23 protein-coding genes are annotated in these 19721 nt (G+C 72.7%); 6 read left to right on the top strand and 17 right to left on the bottom strand.

Translation table 11 applies throughout. The features are described 5' to 3' along the window. Window positions 1–23 precede the first annotated feature (23 nt). Both IW248_RS02035 and IW248_RS02030 read left to right on the top strand, forming a co-directional pair. Window positions 24–899 (top strand): terpene synthase family protein, encoded by an 876-nt coding sequence (locus IW248_RS02035; RefSeq protein ID WP_307787632.1) that lies wholly within the window; start codon window positions 24–26, stop codon window positions 897–899. Between the two features lie 137 nt (window positions 900–1036). After that, complete coding sequence (locus tag IW248_RS02030) at window positions 1037–2863, top strand: AMP-dependent synthetase/ligase (protein WP_196925407.1); 1827 nt, start codon at window positions 1037–1039, stop codon at window positions 2861–2863. Window positions 2864–2926: 63 nt separating this feature from the next. Here IW248_RS02030 and yczR read toward each other — a convergent pair whose 3' ends face one another. After that, window positions 2927–4384: a MocR-like transcription factor YczR gene (yczR, locus tag IW248_RS02025; protein ID WP_196925406.1), complete on the bottom strand. Its 1458-nt coding sequence runs from the start codon at window positions 4382–4384 to the stop codon at window positions 2927–2929. A gap of 59 nt (window positions 4385–4443) precedes the next feature. On the opposite strand from yczR, the gene yczE reads away from it, so the two are divergent. Continuing rightward, on the top strand, window positions 4444–5178 hold the full coding sequence (gene yczE / locus IW248_RS02020) for a membrane protein YczE (protein WP_231396137.1): 735 nt from the start codon (window positions 4444–4446) through the stop codon (window positions 5176–5178). Between the two features lie 101 nt (window positions 5179–5279). Then, window positions 5280–5741 (top strand): hypothetical protein, encoded by a 462-nt coding sequence (locus tag IW248_RS02015; RefSeq protein ID WP_196925405.1) that lies wholly within the window; start codon window positions 5280–5282, stop codon window positions 5739–5741. A 43-nt stretch (window positions 5742–5784) separates the two neighbouring features. On the opposite strand, the gene IW248_RS02010 is transcribed toward IW248_RS02015, so the two are convergent. Both IW248_RS02010 and IW248_RS02005 read right to left on the bottom strand, forming a co-directional pair. Continuing rightward, window positions 5785–6327 (bottom strand): GNAT family N-acetyltransferase, encoded by a 543-nt coding sequence (locus IW248_RS02010; protein ID WP_196925404.1) that lies wholly within the window; start codon window positions 6325–6327, stop codon window positions 5785–5787. 11 nt (window positions 6328–6338) lie between these two features. Beyond that, a complete protein-coding gene (locus tag IW248_RS02005; RefSeq protein WP_196925403.1) occupies window positions 6339–7556 on the bottom strand; it encodes a helix-turn-helix domain-containing protein in 1218 nt (405 codons plus the stop codon). 174 nt (window positions 7557–7730) lie between these two features. Between IW248_RS02005 and IW248_RS02000 the strand changes: the two genes are divergently transcribed. After that, window positions 7731–7979, top strand: a complete 249-nt coding sequence (locus IW248_RS02000; RefSeq protein WP_196925402.1) for a hypothetical protein — start codon at window positions 7731–7733, stop codon at window positions 7977–7979. A 184-nt stretch (window positions 7980–8163) separates the two neighbouring features. Here IW248_RS02000 and hisF read toward each other — a convergent pair whose 3' ends face one another. The 12 genes from hisF to hisD form a co-directional block, all read right to left on the bottom strand. Next, complete coding sequence (hisF, locus tag IW248_RS01995; protein WP_196925401.1) at window positions 8164–8931, bottom strand: imidazole glycerol phosphate synthase subunit HisF; 768 nt, start codon at window positions 8929–8931, stop codon at window positions 8164–8166. Between the two features lie 73 nt (window positions 8932–9004). Continuing rightward, the gene (locus tag IW248_RS01990; protein ID WP_196925400.1) at window positions 9005–10000 is read right to left on the bottom strand and encodes an NADP-dependent oxidoreductase; all 996 of its coding nucleotides are present in this window, start codon (window positions 9998–10000) and stop codon (window positions 9005–9007) included. 46 nt (window positions 10001–10046) lie between these two features. Beyond that, window positions 10047–10478, bottom strand: a complete 432-nt coding sequence (locus IW248_RS01985; RefSeq protein WP_231396621.1) for an organic hydroperoxide resistance protein — start codon at window positions 10476–10478, stop codon at window positions 10047–10049. 5 nt (window positions 10479–10483) lie between these two features. Further along, window positions 10484–10930, bottom strand: coding sequence for a MarR family winged helix-turn-helix transcriptional regulator (locus tag IW248_RS01980; protein WP_030334465.1), 447 nt, complete (start codon window positions 10928–10930; stop codon window positions 10484–10486). An 80-nt stretch (window positions 10931–11010) separates the two neighbouring features. Beyond that, window positions 11011–11400 (bottom strand): RidA family protein, encoded by a 390-nt coding sequence (locus IW248_RS01975; RefSeq protein WP_124823224.1) that lies wholly within the window; start codon window positions 11398–11400, stop codon window positions 11011–11013. Next, the gene (gene priA, locus IW248_RS01970) at window positions 11397–12122 is read right to left on the bottom strand and encodes a bifunctional 1-(5-phosphoribosyl)-5-((5-phosphoribosylamino)methylideneamino)imidazole-4-carboxamide isomerase/phosphoribosylanthranilate isomerase PriA (protein ID WP_091407754.1); all 726 of its coding nucleotides are present in this window, start codon (window positions 12120–12122) and stop codon (window positions 11397–11399) included. Before priA ends, IW248_RS01975 begins: the two co-directional genes overlap by 4 nt. A gap of 14 nt (window positions 12123–12136) precedes the next feature. Continuing rightward, the gene (locus IW248_RS01965) at window positions 12137–12460 is read right to left on the bottom strand and encodes a hypothetical protein (RefSeq protein ID WP_124823225.1); all 324 of its coding nucleotides are present in this window, start codon (window positions 12458–12460) and stop codon (window positions 12137–12139) included. A 36-nt stretch (window positions 12461–12496) separates the two neighbouring features. Beyond that, a complete protein-coding gene (gene hisH, locus IW248_RS01960) occupies window positions 12497–13129 on the bottom strand; it encodes an imidazole glycerol phosphate synthase subunit HisH (RefSeq protein WP_124823226.1) in 633 nt (210 codons plus the stop codon). Between the two features lie 13 nt (window positions 13130–13142). Next, on the bottom strand, window positions 13143–13313 hold the full coding sequence (locus IW248_RS01955; protein WP_196925398.1) for a CG2302 family histidine operon protein: 171 nt from the start codon (window positions 13311–13313) through the stop codon (window positions 13143–13145). A 58-nt stretch (window positions 13314–13371) separates the two neighbouring features. Next, a complete protein-coding gene (gene hisB / locus IW248_RS01950) occupies window positions 13372–13983 on the bottom strand; it encodes an imidazoleglycerol-phosphate dehydratase HisB (RefSeq protein WP_196925397.1) in 612 nt (203 codons plus the stop codon). Beyond that, window positions 13980–15053, bottom strand: coding sequence for a histidinol-phosphate transaminase (locus tag IW248_RS01945; RefSeq protein ID WP_196925396.1), 1074 nt, complete (start codon window positions 15051–15053; stop codon window positions 13980–13982). Before IW248_RS01945 ends, hisB begins: the two co-directional genes overlap by 4 nt. Continuing rightward, on the bottom strand, window positions 15050–16375 hold the full coding sequence (gene hisD, locus IW248_RS01940; protein WP_196918893.1) for a histidinol dehydrogenase: 1326 nt from the start codon (window positions 16373–16375) through the stop codon (window positions 15050–15052). Before hisD ends, IW248_RS01945 begins: the two co-directional genes overlap by 4 nt. Before the next feature lie 106 nt (window positions 16376–16481). Between hisD and IW248_RS01935 the strand changes: the two genes are divergently transcribed. Continuing rightward, a complete protein-coding gene (locus IW248_RS01935) occupies window positions 16482–17186 on the top strand; it encodes an LON peptidase substrate-binding domain-containing protein (RefSeq protein WP_196925395.1) in 705 nt (234 codons plus the stop codon). Here IW248_RS01935 and IW248_RS01930 read toward each other — a convergent pair. Continuing rightward, the gene (locus IW248_RS01930) at window positions 17101–17931 is read right to left on the bottom strand and encodes a DUF2567 domain-containing protein (RefSeq protein ID WP_196925394.1); all 831 of its coding nucleotides are present in this window, start codon (window positions 17929–17931) and stop codon (window positions 17101–17103) included. The genes IW248_RS01935 and IW248_RS01930 overlap by 86 nt on opposite strands. A 56-nt stretch (window positions 17932–17987) precedes the next feature. Continuing rightward, entirely contained in the window at window positions 17988–19691 is a 1704-nt protein-coding gene (locus IW248_RS01925; RefSeq protein ID WP_231396135.1) for a MinD/ParA family ATP-binding protein, read from the bottom strand. Window positions 19692–19721 lie beyond the last annotated feature (30 nt).

Genomic DNA, 19721 nt, shown 5'->3' with positions numbered 1-19721 from the left:
GGCGCCATGGGGCCACGGACCAGGTGGCGGGTGAGAGCCTCGAGTGGGCGCGCACGTTCGGGCTGGTCGATTCCAGCCAGCGTGTGCACCGCTTGGAACGGGCCGACGCCGCCGGCCTGGCCGGCCGCGCCTGCCCGGACGGCTCGGTGGAGGGGCTGCGGCTGCTCACCGACCTGATCAGCTGGCTCTTCGTGATGGACGACGCCTGCGACGAGGACGGCCTCGGTGCCGACCCGGTCCGGCTGGGCCCGGCGATCAGCACCCTGCTCGACGTGCTCGACCGGTGCGGTGACCCGGACGTCGTACCGCCCGCCGTCGGTCCGCTGGGTGACGCGCTGCACGACCTCTGCCGCCGGACCCGGCTGCGCGATCAGGCTGGACTGCTGCTGCGATTCGTCAGCCAGATGCGGGAGTACCTGTTGGCGCTGCTCTGGGAGGCGGGCAACCGGGAACGTCGGCGCGTCCCCGAGGTGGCGGAGTACGTGCAGCTGCGCCGGCACATCGGAGGCGTGCACCCCTGCCTCACCCTGACCGACCTGGCGTCGACGCGGCCCTCCGGGCCGACCCAGCGCGCCGACCCGGGGCTGGTCGCCCTGGACCTGCTGGCGGTGGACCTGGTCTGCTGGTGCAACGACCTGTTCTCCTACGGCAAGGAGAGCCAGACCGACCCGGACGCGCACAACCTGGTCACGGTGATCGCCCAGGACAGCGACGCGGACGAGGTGACCTCGCTCCGGAGTGCGGCACACCGGTTCAACCAGGGGCTGGCGACGTACCTGGACGCGGAGGAGGCGCTCCGTGCCGCCGGTGGCGACGGGATCCGCGACGCGCTGGCCGCTCGACGTAACTGGGTCCGGGCCACCTACGACTGGTCGGTGGTGGCCGCCCGGTACGCCTGATCGACCGTACCGGTCGGTGGGTTGGGACGGCCGGACGATCACCAGGGCTAGCCGATGCACGGCGACAGGCAATACTCTTCGGTAACCATCATGACGTGACGACCGTCACGCCACCACCCCCGAAGGCGGCTACAGCGATGGCTCTCGATGTACCGTACCGCTCCATCCCGGACATGTTCCTCAAGCGTGTGGCGGCCACCCCCGACCGAAACGCGTTCGCGTCCCCGAACTCCGACGACTCGGGGCCTGCCTGGGTGACCTGGGCGCAGGCCGGGCAGCGCGCCAAGGCGGTCGCCGCCGGCCTGCACGGCCTGGGCGTCGGCCAGGAGGATCCGGTCGCGATCCTCGCCAACACCCGGCTGGAGTGGGTGATCGCCGACCTCGGCATCATGTGCGCCGGCGGCGCGACCACCACCGTCTACCCGACCACCGAGCCGGCGGACGCGACGTACATCATCGCCGACTCCGGGTCGAAGGTGCTGTTCGCGGAGAACCCGGCCCAGGCGGCGAAGATCGCCGGCGCGACCCTGCCCGCGCTCACCCACGTGGTGCTCCTCGACGGCGCCGTCGACCCGACCGCCGCGATCGCCCAGTTGACGCTCGCCGAGTTGGAGGAGCGCGGCACCCAGGCGCTGGCCGCCGAGCCGGATCTGATCGACATGCTCGTGGCCGGCATCGGCCCGGACCACCTGGCCACCCTGATCTACACCTCCGGCACCACCGGCCAACCCAAGGGCGTCGAGCTGCTGCACGGCGGCTGGTGCTGGGAGGCGGTGGCGCAGGCGGAGGTCGGGCTGCTGCGCGACGACGACCTGCAGTACCTGTGGCTGCCGCTGGCCCACTCGTTCGGCAAGACCCTGCTCTGCGGCGCCATCCACGTCGGCCTGCCCACCTACGTCGACGGACGGGTGGATCGGCTGGTCGACCTCCTCTCGGTCATCCGTCCGACGCTGATGTGCGGCGCCCCCCGTGTGTTCGAGAAGGTCTACAACAAGGCCGTCACCACCGCGCAGGGCGCCGGGGGCGCGAAGGCGAAGATCTTCGGGTGGGCCGTCGGCGTCGGCAAGGAGAAGGTCACCCTGGAGCAGGCCGGCAAGCCGGTGCCGGCCGGGCTGAAGCTGCGCTACGGGCTGGCGGAGAAGCTGGTGTTCAGCAAGCTCCAGGCCCGCCTGGGCGGCCGGATGCGGGTGCTGGTGTCCGGCGCCGCGCCGCTCAGCCCGGAGATCGCCACCTTCTTCGCCGCCGCGAACCTGCCGATCTCCGAGGGCTACGGCCTGACCGAGACCAGCGCCGGCAACTTCGTCAACCCGCCGGACGGGCTGCGGATCGGCACGGTGGGCCTGGCCATGGGCGACCTGGAGTGCAAGATCGACACCGACGGCGAGATCCTGCTGCGTGGTCGGCCGGTGATGCGCGGCTACCACAACCTGCCGCAGGAGACCGCCGCCGCGTTCACCGAGGACGGCTTCTTCCGTACCGGTGACATCGGCACCCTCGACGAGCAGGGCTACCTACGCATCACCGACCGCAAGAAGGACCTGGTCAAGACCTCGGGCGGCAAGTACATCGCGCCGTCGCACATCGAGGGGATGTTCAAGGCCATCTGCCCGTACACCTCCCAGGCGGTCGTCGTCGGTCAGGCCCGCAACTTCTGCACGATGCTTGTCACCCTGGACCCGGACGCGATCCGGGGCTGGGTCGCCGGCGGCCCCCTCGAAGGGCGCGGCTACACCGAGATCGTCGCCTCGGCCGAGGCCCAGACGATGGTCGAGGAGTACGTCGCCCAGCTCAACGCCAAGCTCAACCGCTGGGAGACGATCAAGAAGGTGGCCATCCTGCCGCGTGACCTGACGATCGAGGACGGCGAGATCACCCCGTCGTTGAAGATCAAGCGGCGTGGCGTGGAGAACAACTTCGCCACCGAGATCGACAAGATGTACGCCGGCACCCTCGCCGAGCTCTGACGCGGCGCCGGTGGCCCCGTACCCGCTGGGGTGCGGGGCCACCGGCGTTCGTGGCACCGGCGCTCAGGCGATGACGGCCGGCTCGCGCCACCGCTGGCGGCCGGCCCGGTCCAGGTCGTAGCGGATCGCCGCGATCCGCCCGACGGCCTCCACGAGATCCGCCGCGGGCAGTGTGAACGGCAGCCGCAGGAAGCGCTCCAGGGTGCCGTCCAGACCGAACCGGGGGCCGGGCGCCAGCCGTACGCCGACCTCCTCCGCGGCCCGGGCCAGCGCGCTCGAGATCGGGCCGTCCAACTCGGCCCAGAGCGTCACGCCACCCCGTGGCACGGTGACCCGCCACTCCGGCAGTCGGTCCGCCAGCGCGCCGAGCAGGGCGTCCCGCTGGACGGCCAACTGGACGCGGCGGTCGGCGACGATGGCCTCGGCGTCGGCGAGCAGGTGCACCGCGACCAGTTGGTCAAGCACCGGGCTGGCCATGTCGACCCCGACCCGCACGGCGGCCAGCCGCTGCACCTGCGGCGCGGACGCGCGCACCCAGCCGATCCGCAGGCCACCCCAGTAGGGCTTGCTCATCCCGCCGATGCTGATCACCCGGCTGTGCCGGTCGTAGGTGGCGACCGGGGGTGGCGGCTCGGTGCCGTCCATCGACAGATCCACGAAGGACTCGTCGATGATCAGGTCGGTGCCGACCGCGTGTGCGGCGGCCACCACGCGCTCGCGCAGCGAGGCGGGCATCAGGTGCCCGGTCGGGTTCTGGAACTCCGGGATCAGGTAGGCCAGCTTGGGCCGGGTCTGCCGGAGGCTGCCCAGCAGCAGGTCGGGTTCCCAACCGCCGGCATCGGCGGCCAGGCCGTGGGTGGTGATCCGGGCGCGTCGGCCGGCCAGCGCGGCGAGCGCGTTGGGATAGGTCGGGGACTCGACCAGGACGCTGCCGCCGGGGGCGAGAGCGAGTCGCAACACCAGGTCCAGGGCGTGCTGGGTGCCGCTGGTGACCATGATCTGGTCGGCCGAGGTGGGCAGACCCCGGGCGGTGTACGCGTCGGCCACGGCCTCGCGCAGCTCGATGATGCCGGTCGGGTGGTAGCCGGCCCCGGTCAGGTAGCGGGGCAGGTCCTCGGTGGCGGCCCGGGCGGCCGACAGCAGTTGCGGCGGGGCGGCCAGTGCCGCGACGCCGAGGTCGAGCATCTCCCGGTCGTCCAGCGGGGTCCACAGGCCGGTGCTGGCCACCCGGTGGTTGCCGGGCAGCATCGTCCAGCTGCCGGCACCCCGACGGCTGGCCAGGTGCCCGGTCTCGCGCAGCTGCCGGTAGGCGGCGGTGACAGTGGTCCGGCTGATCCGGAGCGCCTCGGCCAACTCCCGTTCGGCCGGGAGGCGGACGCCCAGCGGTAGCCGGCCGTCGGCGAGCAGCCCGCGCACCGATCCGGCCAGAGCGGCGTAGTCCGGGCTGCGGCGGCGGCCCGGTAGGGCATGCCACTGCCCGAGCAGACGGGCCAATTGGACTCCGCGCACCTGCCCGGTCATAGCCACTCCTCGGATATTGGCTTCTTCCTCGATGAGGATTGGCACCTAGGGTGGCATGCATGGCACTGCTTGGCAATCTGCGGCACCGGCCGGTTCGACGGTTGGTCCAGCTCTACCTCGGTCTCGCGCTCTACGGCGTCAGCATGGCTCTGATGATCCGCTCCCACCTGGGCCTTGACCCGTGGGACGTGTTCCACCAGGGGCTCTCCAAGCTGACCGGGCTCTCCTTCGGCACGGTCACCATCGGCGTCGGCGCTCTGGTCCTGCTGCTCTGGATCCCGCTGCGGCAGCGGCCCGGCCTCGGCACGGTCAGCAACGTCGTGGTGATCGGCCTGGTGGTGGATGCCACAGTGGCCCTGCTGCCAGCAGGTGGCCCGCTCAGCGTCCGGATCGCCATGCTGATCAGCGGGATCGTCGCCAACGGCGCCGCCACGGCTCTCTACCTCGGTGCCCGGTTGGGGCCCGGCCCCCGCGACGGCCTGATGACCGGGTACGTGGCCCGTCGACCCGGCCGGTCGGTCCGACTGGTGCGCACCGTCATCGAGGTCATCGTGCTGGCGCTGGGCTGGCTGCTCGGCGGCACGGTCGGCCTGGGCACCGTCGCGTACGCGCTGGCCATCGGCCCGTTGGCCCAGTTCTTCATCCCGCTGTTCGCGGTGCCGGAGGAAACCGCGCCCGACAGCGCCGCGCTCCCGCCCGACAGCGCCGCGCTCCCGCCCGACAGCGCCGCGCTCCCGCCCGACAGCGCCGCTCCCCCGCCCGCCAGTGCCGCGCCGGCCGCCCCCGCCGGCTGAACCCTCACCGACCGTCCGCGAACCGGTACGTCCTGGTGGTGCTGAGTACCGGTTGGAGGGTGGGTGTTCCCTTCCGCGACGCGCGCCGTCATCATCTCTGCATGGGGGAGAACGGTTGGCGCTGGACGGACGCCTGGATCTTCGTGTCGCTCGTCATCGCGAGCGGGGCCGGACGGCACCGTCGTTCGGCGACAAGTCGACGGCCGGAGGGCGTCCGCCTGACCGACGTGCTCTCCACCGCCGACCACCTCAACCACGCGATCCCGCAGCGACACGAGGTGGAGGCCGCGGTCCAGCGGCTGGTCGGCGCCGGTCTGATCAGCGTCGCCGACGGCTGGTTCCGGATCACCGCCGACGGTGAGCAGCTGTGGCGTACCCGCCCACGCGCGGGTGTGGCGACCATGGTGGACACCGTGCAGGGTGTGTTGACCCGCCGGCACGCGCCCGGCAGCGCCGACTGGATCCTGGACGAGGCCGACCACGCGGCGGCCGTCCAGGAGTACGCGGTCCGTTCGATCCCCACCCCGCGTCGGTCACCGGAGGGACACTCCGGCGAGCGCTGACCTCTGTCGTCGTGATGCTCGGCGCGGCGGAGGCGGCCGGGGATCAGCGACGCCGGACCGGCGCAACGGGCAGCGGCAGGACCAGCAGGTGCATGGGCGTGCCGTCGGGCATCGCTGACCCGCCGACCTGCTGCCATCCCGCGCGCTGGTAGACGGCACGGGCCGGCGCTGCCGGGTTGGACGCGAGAGTTGCCCACCGCTCGGGCCGCCCGTCGAGGAGCCGACGGATGAGTTCCGCACCGATGCCCGCACCGCGCCGGTCGGGATGCACAATCCACTCCATCACCGCGAACTTGTCGGCGGCCCGTAGATCGTTAGAAGGCTCGGTGTCGGCGCGCGTCCACCAACGGCCGGCTGGCAACCTCCACCCGTACGCCGCACCGACCAGCACTTCCCCGTCCTCGGCCACGACGAGAGTGAACCCGTCGCGTCGCGTCTCGTCGGGCAAACCATTGGCGAAGCCGGCCACCTGCTCCGGTCCCTCGGCGTACGGTGGCTCGGCGTAGACGACCGCGTACAGACGCACCAGCGCCGGAAACACCGCCGTGGCCGATTCGGCGGTGTGCACGCTGTACGTCACCGGCATAGCGGATGAGCCTAGGCCCGAACCCGGTCGGCGAGATCCGCGAACGCCGGCCTTGACCGCTCGGTCGTGGGTACGGCTGCCGTGACCTGGGCGGCCACCGACCGCAGCAGGTGGTTGTGGAGGCGAACCGGCAGCGCGTCGAGGGTGTCGGCGGCATGCCGCAACCCGTCGGGAATGTGCCCGCCCCGAATCAGCCGGGCAGCCTGATGCAGTTGCACCTGCGCACGTAACCGCACCTGCGACGCCGGGTACAGGTCGAGGGCCCGCTCCTGCGCGGCCTCCGCGTCGACCAGACGGCCGGCGTGCGTGTACACCCACGATTCGGTGTGGTGAAGCCGATGCTCCGGCCACCCCCACAACGACTCCACGTCGCCCGCGATCGCGGCTGGTAGCTGCTGGGCCAGGTCGGCGAGTTGCCGCACCGTCGCCACCGCCTCCGCATGCCGCCCGGCCAACGACAGGGCTTGGGACCGGCCGGCGAGCAACCCGCACGCCGCCGACGTGGCCTCTCGGCCCAGCAGAGGCAATGCCTTGTCCGACAGGGCGACGATCGCCGACGGTCGGCGTCCGTCGTAGCAGCCGTTCACCACATCCCACGCCCGCACCAACATTCGGGTGTCGGTGTCCCCGGATTCGCCGGCAACGCGATGGGCGGTCTGCCACCAGCGGCGACCCATCACGGTCTGCCCCGACGCGACAAGGCTCAACGCGACGATGACGGATAGGTGCGCGGCAGCCCGCAGGAGACCAGGTCGGCGCCTACCAGTGTCGGCTGCGACCTGGTGTTGCAGCACGGTTAGGTCGGCTCTCAGCTGGGCCATCAGCGCGGGATGGGCTTGCCGGTAGTAGCTGTGGCCGTACTCGGCCGCGATCTGCTCCCACTCGTCGTGGTCGGGCGTCACCGCGTCGCCGAGGCCGTGGCGAAGGGCTTCGAACCCTGCCAGAGGCGCGACGGCGGGGGCGGCGGCCAAGGTGGTCATGGCCCGCAGCATGGTGCGTCTGTGCATGTCGGTGGCACCGGCTCGGTCGGTCCGGTACGCCTCGACGAGCGCGCCGTCAGCGTCCAAGGCCCGATCGCAGGCCGCGGCCAGCGCATCGGTGGGACGGCGTCCACCACGCTCCACCTGAGCGATGTGGCTGTACTGGAAGTGGATGAGCGAACCGAGCTGCCGCAGGGACAGCCCGGCGCTCTCGCGATGCCGTCTGAGTAGCTGCCCGAAGGTGTCCATCTCCGACCCCCAGCGTGTGCAGGAGCGTGTGCACACCGCGCACGCCTGCCGTAGGCCCAGCTTATCGGCCACGCTCGACGTATCAGTCCATCTGGCGCAGCAGCTTCCGACGGGATCGACGGGAACTGTGGACATCACCGGAAAGGCGGACACCCCTTGCCCTCGGAGCCGAACATGACCGACAGCCTTCAGGTGCCTGCGGGCACCCTGCTGCACCTGCTGGCGTGGGAGATCAGCCCGAATCCGACCAACCGCGACGAACTGGTGTGGGCGGTGGTGGTGGACCCGCAGCATGTCGGCGGCATGGTGCGGTTGCGGGGGCACACGTGCGCTGGCCCCGTACCGGATTGTGCCGGCGGGTGGTGCTTCGAGGCGCAGGTGTCGGTCGCGGCGATCCTCGCGAACACGGATGGAGCCCGGTGAGTGCGCCCACCCCGGAACAACTGGCCCGATGGTGGCGGGTTCTGACCGAGCATGAGCAGCGACACGGGCGATGTCCGATCTGCGGCACCTGCGCCCGGTGCTGGGCATGGGCGGGAGCGTTCGCGAATCTGATCGCGCACGACGCGTACCACCTGGGCCCGGCGCGGACGGCGGCCCCGCCTGGCTAGCGCACCGGGTGCCCGCTGTGGCGCAGCGCGTCCTTGACCTGGGCGACGGTCAGCTCACCGAAGTGGAAGACGCTGGCGGCGAGCACCGCGTCCGCGCCGGCGCCGATCGCTGGCGGAAAGTGGGCCACCTCGCCGGCGCCCCCACTGGCCACCACCGGTACGTCCACGACCGCTCGCACCGCGGCGATCAACTCCAGGTCGAAGCCGGCTTTGGTGCCGTCGGCGTCCATCGAGTTGAGCAGGATCTCCCCCGCGCCCAACTCGGCGCCCCGGTGTGCCCACCAGACGGCGTCGATGCCGGTGCCGCGCCGACCGCCGTGCGTGGTGACCTCGAAGCCACTGGGCGTGCCGCCGTTCGACGACCGACGCACGTCGAGGGAGAGCACGAGCACCTGCCGGCCGAACCGGTCGGCGATCTCGGCGATCAGCTCCGGACGGGCGATGGCGGCGGTGTTGACGCCGACCTTGTCCGCCCCGGCGCGCAGCAGCGTGTCGACGTCGGCGACCTGCCGGACCCCGCCGCCGACGGTCAGCGGGATGAACACCGACTCGGCGGTGCGGCGCACCACGTCGAGCATGGTGCCCCGGTCGCTGGAGGACGCGGTGACGTCGAGGAAGGTCAACTCGTCCGCGCCGGCCCGGTCGTACGCGGCGGCCAGTTCCACCGGGTCACCGGCGTCACGTAGGTCGAGGAAGTTGACCCCCTTGACCACCCGCCCGGCGTCCACGTCCAGACAGGGGATCACCCGTACCGCCACCGTCATGCCGCGAGCCTATCCTCCGCACCCGCGACGGCGGTCGACCCGATCGGGTCGACCGCCGCGCACGAGGTCTACGTCACACCTTGACGAGCATCTTGCCGAGGTTGTCGCCGCGCAGCAGGCCGAGGAACGCGGCCGGGGCGTTCTCGACGCCGTCCACGATCGTCTCGTCGTAGGACAGCGTGCCGTCGCGCAGCCAGCCCGCGACGTCGCGCACGAACGCCGCCCGCACGTCGTTGTGATCGTTGACCAGGAAGCCGCGCAGGGTGAGCCGCTTGCCGATGACCAGCGCCAGGTTGCGCGGCGCGGCCGACGGTTCGGTGGCGTTGTACTGGGCGATCATGCCGCAGATGGCGACCCGGCCGTGCAGGTTCATGGCCGAGATCGCCGCCTCCAGGTGGTCGCCGCCGACGTTGTCGAAGTAGACGTCGACGCCGTCCGGGGCGGCCGCCCGCAGCGACTCGCGGACCCCGTCGTGGTAGTCGAAGGCGGCGTCGAAGCCCAGCGCCCGCAGCCGTTCGACCTTGGCCGGCGAGCCGGCGCTGCCGACCACCCGGCCGGCGCCCTTGAGCTTGGCGATCTGGCCGACCAGGCTGCCCACCGCGCCGGCCGCGGCGGAGACGAAGACCGTCTCACCGGGCTTCATCGCGGCCACCTCCAGCAGCCCGGCGTACGCGGTCAAGCCGGTCATGCCGAGCACGCTCAGGTATGCGCTGACCGGGGCGATGCTCGGGTCGACCGGGCGGGCGGCGGTGGCGTCGAGCAGCGCGTACTCCCGCCAGCCCAGCCCGTGCAGGACGGTGGCCCCGACGGCGATGTCCGCCGCCTCGCTGGCCACCACCTCGCCGATCGCGGCGCCGTCGAGCGGCGCGTCGAGCGCGAACGGCGCCACGTACGACTTGACGTCGTTCATCCGTCCGCGCATGTACGGGTCGACGGACAGGTACTGGTTGCGGACCACGATCTGGCCCGGCCCGGGCGTCGGAACGTCGGTTTCGACGAGCCGGAAGTCGTCCTCGGTGGGCCAGCCGACGGGGCGGCTGGCCAGGTGGATCTCGCGGTTGCTGGTCACGGGGTGGTCGTCCTCTCGTCCGGGGTGGGGGCCTGGGGAGGCGACGTCACGCGGGCAGGGTCTCGCGGACGGTCAGCGTGACGTCGACGTTGCCACGTGTGGCGTTGGAGTACGGGCAGACCTGGTGGGCCTGCTCGACCAGCTGCTCGGCGACCTCGCGGGGCGCGGCGGGCAGGTCGACGACGAGCTGCGCGGTGAGCCCGAAGCCACCGCTGCCGTTCGGGCCGATGCCCACCTCGGCGGTGACCACGGAGCCGGTCACGTCGGCCTTGGCCCGGCGGGCCACCACCCGCAGGGCGCTGTGGAAGCAGGCCGCGTAGCCGGCGGCGAAGAGCTGCTCGGGGTTGGCCGCGCTGCCGGCGCCACCCATCTCCTTCGGCACGGCCAGGTCGAGCGCGAGCGTGCCGTCGGAGGTCTCGACGTGACCGTCCCGGCCTTCGCCGGTGGCGGTCGCGGACGCGGTGTAGAGAACCTGCATGATGGTCACTGCTCCTTCTGTCGGTGGATGGTGTCGGTGACCCGGGTGAGGGTGTCGCGCAGCGCGACGAGCTCGCCGAGGCCCAGCCCGGTGGCCTGCGCGATCCGCAGTGGGACGTCGCAGAGCTGCTCGCGGAGCGCCCGACCCTGCTCGGTGAGGCCCACCTCGACCCGCCGCTCGTCGCGGGCGGACCGCCGCCGCACCACCAGACCCGCCCCCTCCAGCCGCTTGAGCAGCGGGGAGAGCGTGCCGGAGTCCAGCCGCAGCTCGGCGCCCAGCTCGGACACCGTGGGTGCGTCGTCGGGGCGCTCCCAGAGCACGAGCAGCACCAGGTACTGCGGGTAGGTCAACCCGACCTCGTCGAGGATCGGCCGGTAGACGTCGGTAAGTGCGCGCGACGCGGCGTAGAGCGCGAAGCACACCTGCCGGCGCAGCACCAGGTCATCGGTCACCGCTGAACCGTAGCCCACAATTAAATTGTGCACAACTTGTCGGGCCGCGGACCGACCGGCAGGCCGTCCGACGGCGTACCTCAGCGATCGCCGAGGTACGCCTCCAACTCCACCTCGACCAGGTGCTCCGGGTCCAGCAGACCGGCCACCACCACCAGGGTCGCCGCCGGCCGGACCGCGCCGAAGACCACGTTGTGCGCCCGGCCCACCTCGTCAGCGTGCAGCCGGTCCGTCACGTACATCCTGGTCCGGACCACGTCACCCGGCTCCGCGCCCACCTCGGCGAGCGCCGCCAGCCCGATCCGCAACGCCTGCGCGGTCTGCGCGGCCGCGTCACCGACGTGCACCACCAGACCGTCCACCGTCGCGGTGCAACCGGCCGTCCAGGCCCGCTCACCGGCCCGGACCACCCGGGAGTACCCGTAACGCTGCTCCCACGGGCCACCCGACCCCAGCCGGGTCGTCGTCACGCCTCGGCCAGCGTCCGCAACGCCTCGGCCACCGTGAAGGCACCCGCGTAGAGCGCCTTGCCGGCGATGACGCCCTCCACCCCGGCCGACTCCAGGGTCGCCAACGCCCGCAGGTCGTCCAGGGTGGACACCCCACCGGAGGCGATCACCGGCCGGTCGGTACGGGCACACACCTCGCGCAGCAGATCCAGGTTCGGCCCGCGCATCGTGCCGTCCTTGGTGATGTCGGTGACCACGTACCGGCTCGCGCCCGCCTTGTCCAGCCGCTCCAACACCTCGTACAGGTCACCGCCGTCCCGGGTCCAACCCCGCGCCGACAGCGTGTGACCCCGCACGTCCAGCCCGATGGCCACCCGGTCGCCGTACTCCGCGACCACCCGGTCACACCAGACCGGGTCCTCCAGGGCGGCGGTCCCGATGTTCACCCGGGCCGCCCCGGTGCCCAGCGCCGCGCGCAGCGACTCGTCATCACGGATGCCCCCGGAGAGCTCCACCTTCACGTCCAACTGACGCACCACCTCGGCGAGCAGGTGCGCGTTGGTGCCCCTACCGAACGCCGCGTCCAGGTCGACCAGGTGGATCCACTCGGCGCCGTCCTGCTGCCAGGCCAGCGCCGCGTCCAACGGGTCACCGTAGATGCTCTCGCTTCCGACGGCGCCCTGCACGAGCCGGACGGCCCGGCCGTCAGCGACATCCACGGCGGGTAACAGGGTGAGGCTCAAGGTCTTCTCCTCGATCAGGTACGACGGTCCAGGGCGATCACGACGATCGCCGGCAGTACGAGCAGCAAGAGCACGATCAGCGCGATACGCAACGCCAGGTTGTCGACGAACGTCCAGATCAGGATCAACGCCGCGCCGGTGAGCAGCACGATCGCGGCCCGCTCACCCCGAGTGTGCCGGGCCAGCCGCCCGGAGCGACCCCGCCGCAGCCGCGGCGTCAACCCGCGGACCACCGCGCGACGGCGCTGCCGGCGAGCGACCTGGCGCTGCCGGACCGCCCGCTCCCGGGCCTGCTCCGCCTCCCGCACCGCCCGTCGGCGGGCGCGCTCCCGGCTCACCGCGACGCCCGCCGATCGGACGCCGCGCGACGACGCTCAGCCACCGCTGGGCAACGTGGCGAGCCAGTTGCGCAGCAGCGCGGCACCGGTGTCGGCGGACTTCTCCGGATGGAACTGGGCCGCCGACAACGAGCCACGCTCCACCGCTGCCACGAAGTCCGTGTCGTGGTGGGCGGTGGTCACCGTGGCACCGGCAGCGGCAAGCGCCGCCGGGTCACCCATGGCGTACGAGTGGACGAAATAGAACCGACTCTGCTGCGTCAACCCGGCGAACAGCACCGACTCCCGGGGCGCCCGGACCGTGTTCCAACCCATGTGCGGCAACCGGGCCGCGGCCAGCCGGGTCACCCCGCCAGGCAGCAACCCCAGCCCCTTGGTCACCACGCCGTGCTCGTCGCCGTGCTCGAAGAGCACCTGCATGCCCACACAGATGCCGAGCACCGGCCGGCCAGCAGCCACTCGTTCGGCGATCACCGGGCCGGCGCCCAGCGCCTCGATCCCCGCCATGCACGCCGCGTACGCTCCCACACCCGGCACCACCAGCCCATCGGCGGCAGCCGCCGCGGCGAGGTCGTCGGTCACCCGGACGTCCGCTCCGGCGGCGGCCAGCGCCCGCTCCGCCGACCGCAGGTTGCCCGAGCCGTAGTCGAGCACCACCACGTCACTCACGTCGTCACCCCGATCACCCGTTCTCCGGCAGCAGCCGCAGAACCCCGGCAACCGTGGCGAGCACCGCGAGCGCCGCGGTGACCAGCACGGCGGCCTTCGGCGCACCCTGCCGGTAGAGCGACCAGGTGCCACCCACCAGCACCCCGGCCAGGATCAGCAACAACGTCGGCAACGCGCCACCCATCAGAGCCGCCTTCCATTCGCGACTGCGGGGCTCCGCTGCGCTGCACTCCTCGCGCTCATCAGAGAGCGCCCTTCGTGCTCGGGATCGCCCCGGCCGAACGCGGATCGATCGAGGTGGCCTCGCGCAACGCGCGGGAGACCGCCTTGAACTGCGCCTCCACCACGTGGTGCGCATCCGGGTGACCGCCCGGCCGAGCCGCCCGCAGGACGTCGACGTGCAGCGTGACCCGGGCCGCCTGGCCGAAGGACTCCCAGATGTGCCGGGTCATGCTTGTCGCGTACACCGGCCCGATGTAGGGGGTGAGCACCGGCTCGTCGTGCACGACGTACGGCCGACCGGAGAGGTCCACCGCCGCCCGGACCAGCACCTCGTCCATCGGCACGGTCGCCGAGCCGTACCGCCGGATGCCGGCCTTGTCGCCAAGCGCCTGGTCGAACGCCGCGCCCAGGGCGAGCGCGGTGTCCTCGATCGTGTGGTGCGCGTCGATCTCCAGGTCACCCACGGTGCGCACGGTCAGGTCGAAGCCGCCGTGCCGGGCGATCTGGTGCAGCATGTGGTCGTAGAAGCCGACGCCGGTGCTGATCTCGGCGGCGCCGGTGCCGTCGAGATCGATCTCGACGAGGACCTTGGTCTCCTTGGTGATCCGCTCCACCCGGGCGGTCCGACTCATTGCGAGGTCTCCATTGCAGAAAGGAAGGCGTCGGTCTCGGCGGCGGTGCCAGCGGTCACCCGCAGCCAGCCGGGCAGGCCGACGTCACGGACCAGCACCCCCTGCGCCAGCAGGGCGTTCCAGACGACGGTCTGGTCGCCGCCCACCTCGAAGAGCACGAAGTTGGCGTCGCTGTCGGCGACCCGCAACCCCCGCTCGCGCAGCGTCGCCACGATCCGGTCCCGCTGCGCCATGATCGCGCTCACCGTACCGAGAAGGGCATCGCGGTGGGCCACCGCCGCGCGTGCGGCGGCCTGGGTGAGCGCGGAGAGATGGTACGGCAAACGGACCAGCTGCACCGCCCGCACCACCGCCGGGTCGGCGGCCAGGTAACCCAGCCGGCCGCCGGCGAAGCCGAACGCCTTGCTCATCGTCCGGGTGACCACCAGCCGCGGGTGGCCGGGCAACACCGCGAGGGCGCTGACCGTCCCGGGCCGGGCGAACTCGGCGTACGCCTCGTCGACGACCACCATGCCGGGCGCGACGTCGAGCACCGCGGCGATCACCGCCGGGTCCAGTGCCGTGCCGGTGGGGTTGTTCGGCGAGCAGAGGAAGACCACGTCCGGCTGGTGCTCGCGGACCTGGGCGACAGCCTCCTCGGCGGTCAGCCCGAAATCCACGCCGCGCTCGGCGGGCACCCACCGGGTGCTGGTGCCGAGGGCCAGCAGCGGGTGCATCGAGTACGCCGGAACGAAACCGAGCGCGCTGCGCCCCGGCCCGCCGAACGCCTGCAGCAGCTGCTGCTGGATCTCGTTGGAGCCGTTGGCCGCCCACACCTGCTCGGCGGTGAGCCCGTGCCCGAGATAGTCGGCCAGGTCGGCGCGGAGCGCCACCGCGTCCCGGTCCGGGTAGCGGTTCAGCTCGCGCAGCTCGGCCGCAAGCGCCTTGCCGATCGCCTCGACCACCGGCTCCGGCACCGGGTGGGAGTTCTCGTTGGTGTTGAGCCGCACCGGCACGTCCAGTTGCGGCGCCCCGTACGGCGACAGCCCTCGCAGGTCGGCACGGATCGGCAGATCATCCAGGCTGGTCACGCCGGTCCTCCTCCGGGGAAACGGGCCTGGACCGCCTGGCCGTGCGCGGGCAGGTCCTCCACGTTGGCCAGGGTGACCACGTGCGGGGCCACGTCGCGCAGCGCCGCCTCGGTGTACTCGATGAGGTGCACGCCGCGCAGGAAGGACTGCACGGACAGGCCGGAGGAGTGCCGGGAACAACCGCCGGTGGGCAGCACGTGGTTGGACCCGGCGCAGTAGTCGCCGAGCGACACCGGCGACCAGGCACCCACGAAGATCGCCCCGGCGTTGCGGACCCGCAGCGCCCACTCCCGGGCGTCGACCGTCTGGATCTCCAGGTGCTCGGCCGCGTACGCGTCGACCACCCGCAGCCCCGCCTCAAGGTCGTCGACCAGGACCACGCCGCTCTGCTCACCGGTCAGCGCCGTGGTGACCCGCTCGGTGTGCTTGGTCGCCGGCACCTGCCGGGCCAACTCGGCCTCGACCGCCTCGACCAACGCCACCGACGGGGTGACCAGCACGCTCGCGGCGAGCGGGTCGTGCTCGGCCTGACTGATCAGGTCGGCGGCCACGTGCGCCGGGTCCGCGGTGTCGTCGGCCAGGATGGCGATCTCGGTCGGCCCGGCCTCGGCGTCGATGCCGACCACGCCCCGCAGCAGCCGCTTGGCGGCGGTCACCCAGATGTTGCCGGGGCCGGTGATCAGGTCGACGGGGTCGCACCGCAGCTCACCCGCCGGGTCCACCGCCGCGCCGTACGCCAGCATCGCCACCGCCTGGGCCCCGCCCACGGCGTACACCTCGTCCACGCCGAGCAGCGCGCACGCGGCGAGCACCCGGGGGTCGGGCAGGCCGCCGTTGTCCTTCTGCGGCGGGCTGACCACCACCAACGAGCGCACCCCGGCCGCCTGGGCGGGCACCACGTTCATCACCACTGTCGACGGGTACATCGCCAGGCCACCGGGCACGTAGAGGCCGACCCGGTCGACCGGCAGCCACCGCTCGGTGACGGTGCCGCCGGGCACCACCTGGGTGGTGTGGTCGGTGCGCCGCTGGTCGGCGTGCACCCGACGGGCCCGGGCGATGGACTCCAGCAGCGCGGCACGCACCGCCGGGTCGAGCACCCCCTCCGCCTCGGTGATCGCCTCGACCGGCACCCGCAGCACCTCCGGGGAGATGCCGTCGAACCGTTCGCTGGCCTCCCGGATCGCCGGGTACCCATGCTCACGGACCGCCTCCACCAGGGGCCGGATCCGCTCGACGGCGACGGACACGTCGAGCTGGGCACGGGGCAGCAGGCGGCGAGGGTCACCGAGACCGTCGCGCAGGTCGATCCGATTCAGCACCCTTGCGAGTCTAGGCGGCCGGCCCGACGGCCACCCGAGCCGCCCGCCCGCCGGGACGGTGAGCCGGGCCACGCCCCCGGGGGCGAGATTGGTTAGGCTCGACCATGTGACCGCACGGCTGCCGGTGTTCCCGCTCGCAACGGTGCTCTTTCCCGGGTTGGTGCTGCCGCTGCACATCTTCGAGGAGCGCTACCGGGCGCTGGTCCGACACCTTGTCGACCTGCCCGAGGGCGCCCCGCGTGAGTTCGGCGTGGTGGCCATCCAGGCCGGCTGGGAGGTCGCGCCCGCCGGTCCCGGCGGCCGGGCGACGCCGAGCGTCGGCGAGGTCACCCTGCACGAGGTGGGCTGCACCGCCGAGCTGCGCCAGGTGACCGAGCTGGCCGATGGTGGTTTCGACATCGTCACTGTCGGCCGCCGTCGTTTCCGGATCGCCGAGGTCGACGACAGCGCCGAGCCCTACCTGACCGCCGACGTCGAGTGGCTGCCCGACCCGGGCGGCCCGGACGAGGTGGCCGATCTGCTGGCCGCCCGGGTGATCGCGGTGTTCCGGCAGTACCTCGGCCTGATCCGTTCCGACCCGGAGGAGATCTCCGAGCAGCTGCCGGAGGACCCGACGGTGCTCTCGCACCTGGTGGCGGCAACCGCGGCGCTCACCGTCGACGACCGGCAACGGTTGCTGGCGATCGACGACACCGCCTCCCGGCTCCGCGCCGAGCTGCGGTTGCTCAACCGCGAGGCGGCTCTGCTGCGTCAGGTGCGGGCGGTTCCGGTGCCGCTGTCGGAGCTGGCGTCCCCGCCGACACCCAACTGAACTCCCCCGGCTCGGGCTCCGGGCGTAGCCCCGGCCACCGCGACCAGCCGGCCAGCAGGGTGTACATGACCGCGGCCCCGAACGCCGGCAACAGCAGGTTGCCGTGCGGCACCGGCAGCACGCCGAGCAGCCAGTCCACCCCACCGGCGCGCAGGTCGGCGGGTTTGCTGAAGGCCTGCCCGGCCGGGGCGGTGGCCAGCAACCGGTCGAAGGTGGCCAGGCCGATCCGCCGGCCCACCTGCCAGGCCACCGGCGCGGCGACCAGCGTGCCGAGCACCGCGGCGAGCAGCCCGACCGGGCCGCGCCGCCGACGCAGGACGAACCACAGGGCGAGCGCCACGATCAGCCCGAAGGCCAGCCCGAGAAGGCTGAACCAGCCGTCGGCGGCGATCGGCTGCTCCGGCTGCGGCTCGGCGTAGATGGCCCCCTCGGCGGTCTTGAGCACCGGAGTGTCCGGCGCGAGCGCGGCCCAGAGCAGCCCGAGCGGGACACCAAGCGCGGCCAGCGCGAGCACGGCGCCCAGCACCGTCGCCACGGCACGCAGCGGACGGCGCGGCTCGTCGAACCGAAGCTCCAGCGAGCTCTGGTACGCCCCCGAGGCCGGCAACTGACCCGGGCCGAACCCGCCCGACGCCGCCTCGGCCGACGGGTCGGCCTCCAGCGGTTTCGCGTCCGGCGTGCGGGGTGGCGCGGGTTGGTCGGGCTCGTCGACGGGCCGCTCAGGGTCGGGGTTGTCCGGGCTCACCCGATGATCCTCTCAGGCCCGGTGCGAGGCTGGGGCTCCGGTGGCGGCAGACCAGCTCACCGGGCGAACGGCTCCACCATCATCGCCGCGGCCCGCAGCCACGCCTGCCGGGTCTCCGGCTGGAGCTGGTGGTACTCGATCGACGACCCGGTCTCCAGAGCCGGGTCGTACGGCACGACTGCCACACCACGGGTACGGGTGGCGAAGTGCCGCTCCAGGTCGTCCTGGAGCGTCGAGCGACCCGGGGTCGGGCAGGAGATGAGGGTGATCGCGTTGTCCGCCAACTCCCCCATGCCCTCCTCGTGCAGCAGGTCGAGCATCCAGTCCGCGCTGAACGCCGCGTCCTCCCGGGGCACTGTGGTCACCACCAACTGGTCGGCGGCCTGCATCACCGTGCGCCAGTTGGGGCTCTCCACGTTGTTGCCGGTGTCCACACAGACCACGTCGTGGGTGCGCCGCAGCAACTCCAGCACACGTCGGACGGTGAACTGGTCCAGTCGCTGGGCGAACCGCGGGCTCTCCTCGCCGGCCAGCACGTCGTACGAGCCGTCGGAGGCGTGCCGCAGGTAGTCGTCCAGCCGGTCCAGCAGGGTCGCGCCCTCCAGGATCTCGATCTGGGCCAGGTCGCTGATCAGGTGCCGGATCGTCCGGGCGTGCCGGGCGCTGCCGGCACGCAGGCCGAGGGTGCCACGCAGCTCGTTGTCGTCCCAGGCCAGCACGCCCTTGCCGCGGACGCTGCCGACCGTCGCCGCGGCGAGCACGGTGGCGGTCGTCTTGTGCACCCCGCCCTTGGGGTTGGCGAAGGCGAACACCCGGGGCGTGCCCAGGTCCCGTTGGAGCACCCCGTTGGCGCGCTCCTGCTCCTGGTCGACGGCCGGTGGGCGCCACTCGATCCGGGTCGGGTAGGCACGCTCGGCGACCGCCGAGCCGACCGTCGGGGCGGGTGGCGGCGGAACCGGCGGGGCGACCGGTGGCGCGGGTGGCGGGGCGACCGGCGGGATGGCCGGCGGCGGCGCGACCGGCGGGGGCGGTGACGGGACCGCAGGGTAGCCGGTCTCCGGCTGGTAGCCGGTCTCCAACAGGGCGTACCGCGACTCCACCGGTGGGTCGCCGGGCCGGTAGCCGTTGTCCAGCAAGGCGTAGCGCGACGGGACCGGGTCGGGGCCGCGGGGCGGCGACTCGGGCTCGGCCCGGTACGTCGGCTCGGCCCGGTAGTCCGGCTCGGCCCGGTAGCCGGGCGTGGCGCGGTAGTCCGGCTCGGCGCGGTAGCCGGGCTCGCCCCGGTATTCCGGCTCGGCCCGGTAGCTGGGCTCGGCGCGGTAGTCCGGCTCGGCACGGTAGTCCGGCTGCTCGGTCCGGTACGCCGGCTCCGATCGATAGTCCGGCTCGGCCCGGTAACTCGGCTCGGTCCGGTACGCCGGCTCGGCCCGATAGTCCGGCTCGGCCCGGTACGCGGGCTCAGCCCGGTACGCGGGGTCGACCCGGTAGGTCGCCTCGGCCCGGTAACCGGGCTCCGCGCCGTACGACAGGTCGGCCGGATGCCCAATGGCGGGCGCCCGCCCGGCGTAGCCGTTGGGGGCCGCACGCCGTGGCAGCGGGTCCGGCGGCGGCTCGTCGGCGTGCCGCTCCGGCTCGGTCTGCTCCGCGCCGCGACCGCCCAGCCGGGCACGGTCCAACAACGCGCGCCACCGCGGCGCTGGTTCGGCCGGCCGGCCCCAGCCGGTCTCACTGCCCTCCACGGCCCGCCCTCCCAGCGCCATCGATCTCCGTCTGACAGGCTACGAACCCAA

Source organism: Micromonospora ureilytica, from assembly GCF_015751765.1.
Taxonomy (GTDB): Bacteria; Actinomycetota; Actinomycetes; order Mycobacteriales; family Micromonosporaceae; genus Micromonospora; species Micromonospora ureilytica.
Note: the sequence above shows the minus strand (reverse complement) of the source record. Positions and strands in the feature narration are given on the sequence as shown.

Coding starts and splice junctions, on each gene's coding strand:
- IW248_RS02030 (WP_196925407.1), top strand. CDS start 1,037: ATGGCTCTCGATGTACCGTACCGCTCCATCCCGGACATGTTCCTCAAG.
- yczR (WP_196925406.1), bottom strand. CDS start 4,384: ATGACCGGGCAGGTGCGCGGAGTCCAATTGGCCCGTCTGCTCGGGCAG.
- yczE (WP_231396137.1), top strand. CDS start 4,444: ATGGCACTGCTTGGCAATCTGCGGCACCGGCCGGTTCGACGGTTGGTC.
- IW248_RS02015 (WP_196925405.1), top strand. CDS start 5,280: ATGGGGGAGAACGGTTGGCGCTGGACGGACGCCTGGATCTTCGTGTCG.
- IW248_RS02010 (WP_196925404.1), bottom strand. CDS start 6,327: ATGCCGGTGACGTACAGCGTGCACACCGCCGAATCGGCCACGGCGGTG.
- IW248_RS02005 (WP_196925403.1), bottom strand. CDS start 7,556: ATGGACACCTTCGGGCAGCTACTCAGACGGCATCGCGAGAGCGCCGGG.
- IW248_RS02000 (WP_196925402.1), top strand. CDS start 7,731: ATGACCGACAGCCTTCAGGTGCCTGCGGGCACCCTGCTGCACCTGCTG.
- hisF (WP_196925401.1), bottom strand. CDS start 8,931: ATGACGGTGGCGGTACGGGTGATCCCCTGTCTGGACGTGGACGCCGGG.
- IW248_RS01985 (WP_231396621.1), bottom strand. CDS start 10,478: ATGCAGGTTCTCTACACCGCGTCCGCGACCGCCACCGGCGAAGGCCGG.
- IW248_RS01955 (WP_196925398.1), bottom strand. CDS start 13,313: ATGGGTGGCGCGTTGCCGACGTTGTTGCTGATCCTGGCCGGGGTGCTG.
- hisB (WP_196925397.1), bottom strand. CDS start 13,983: ATGAGTCGGACCGCCCGGGTGGAGCGGATCACCAAGGAGACCAAGGTC.
- IW248_RS01925 (WP_231396135.1), bottom strand. CDS start 19,691: ATGGCGCTGGGAGGGCGGGCCGTGGAGGGCAGTGAGACCGGCTGGGGC.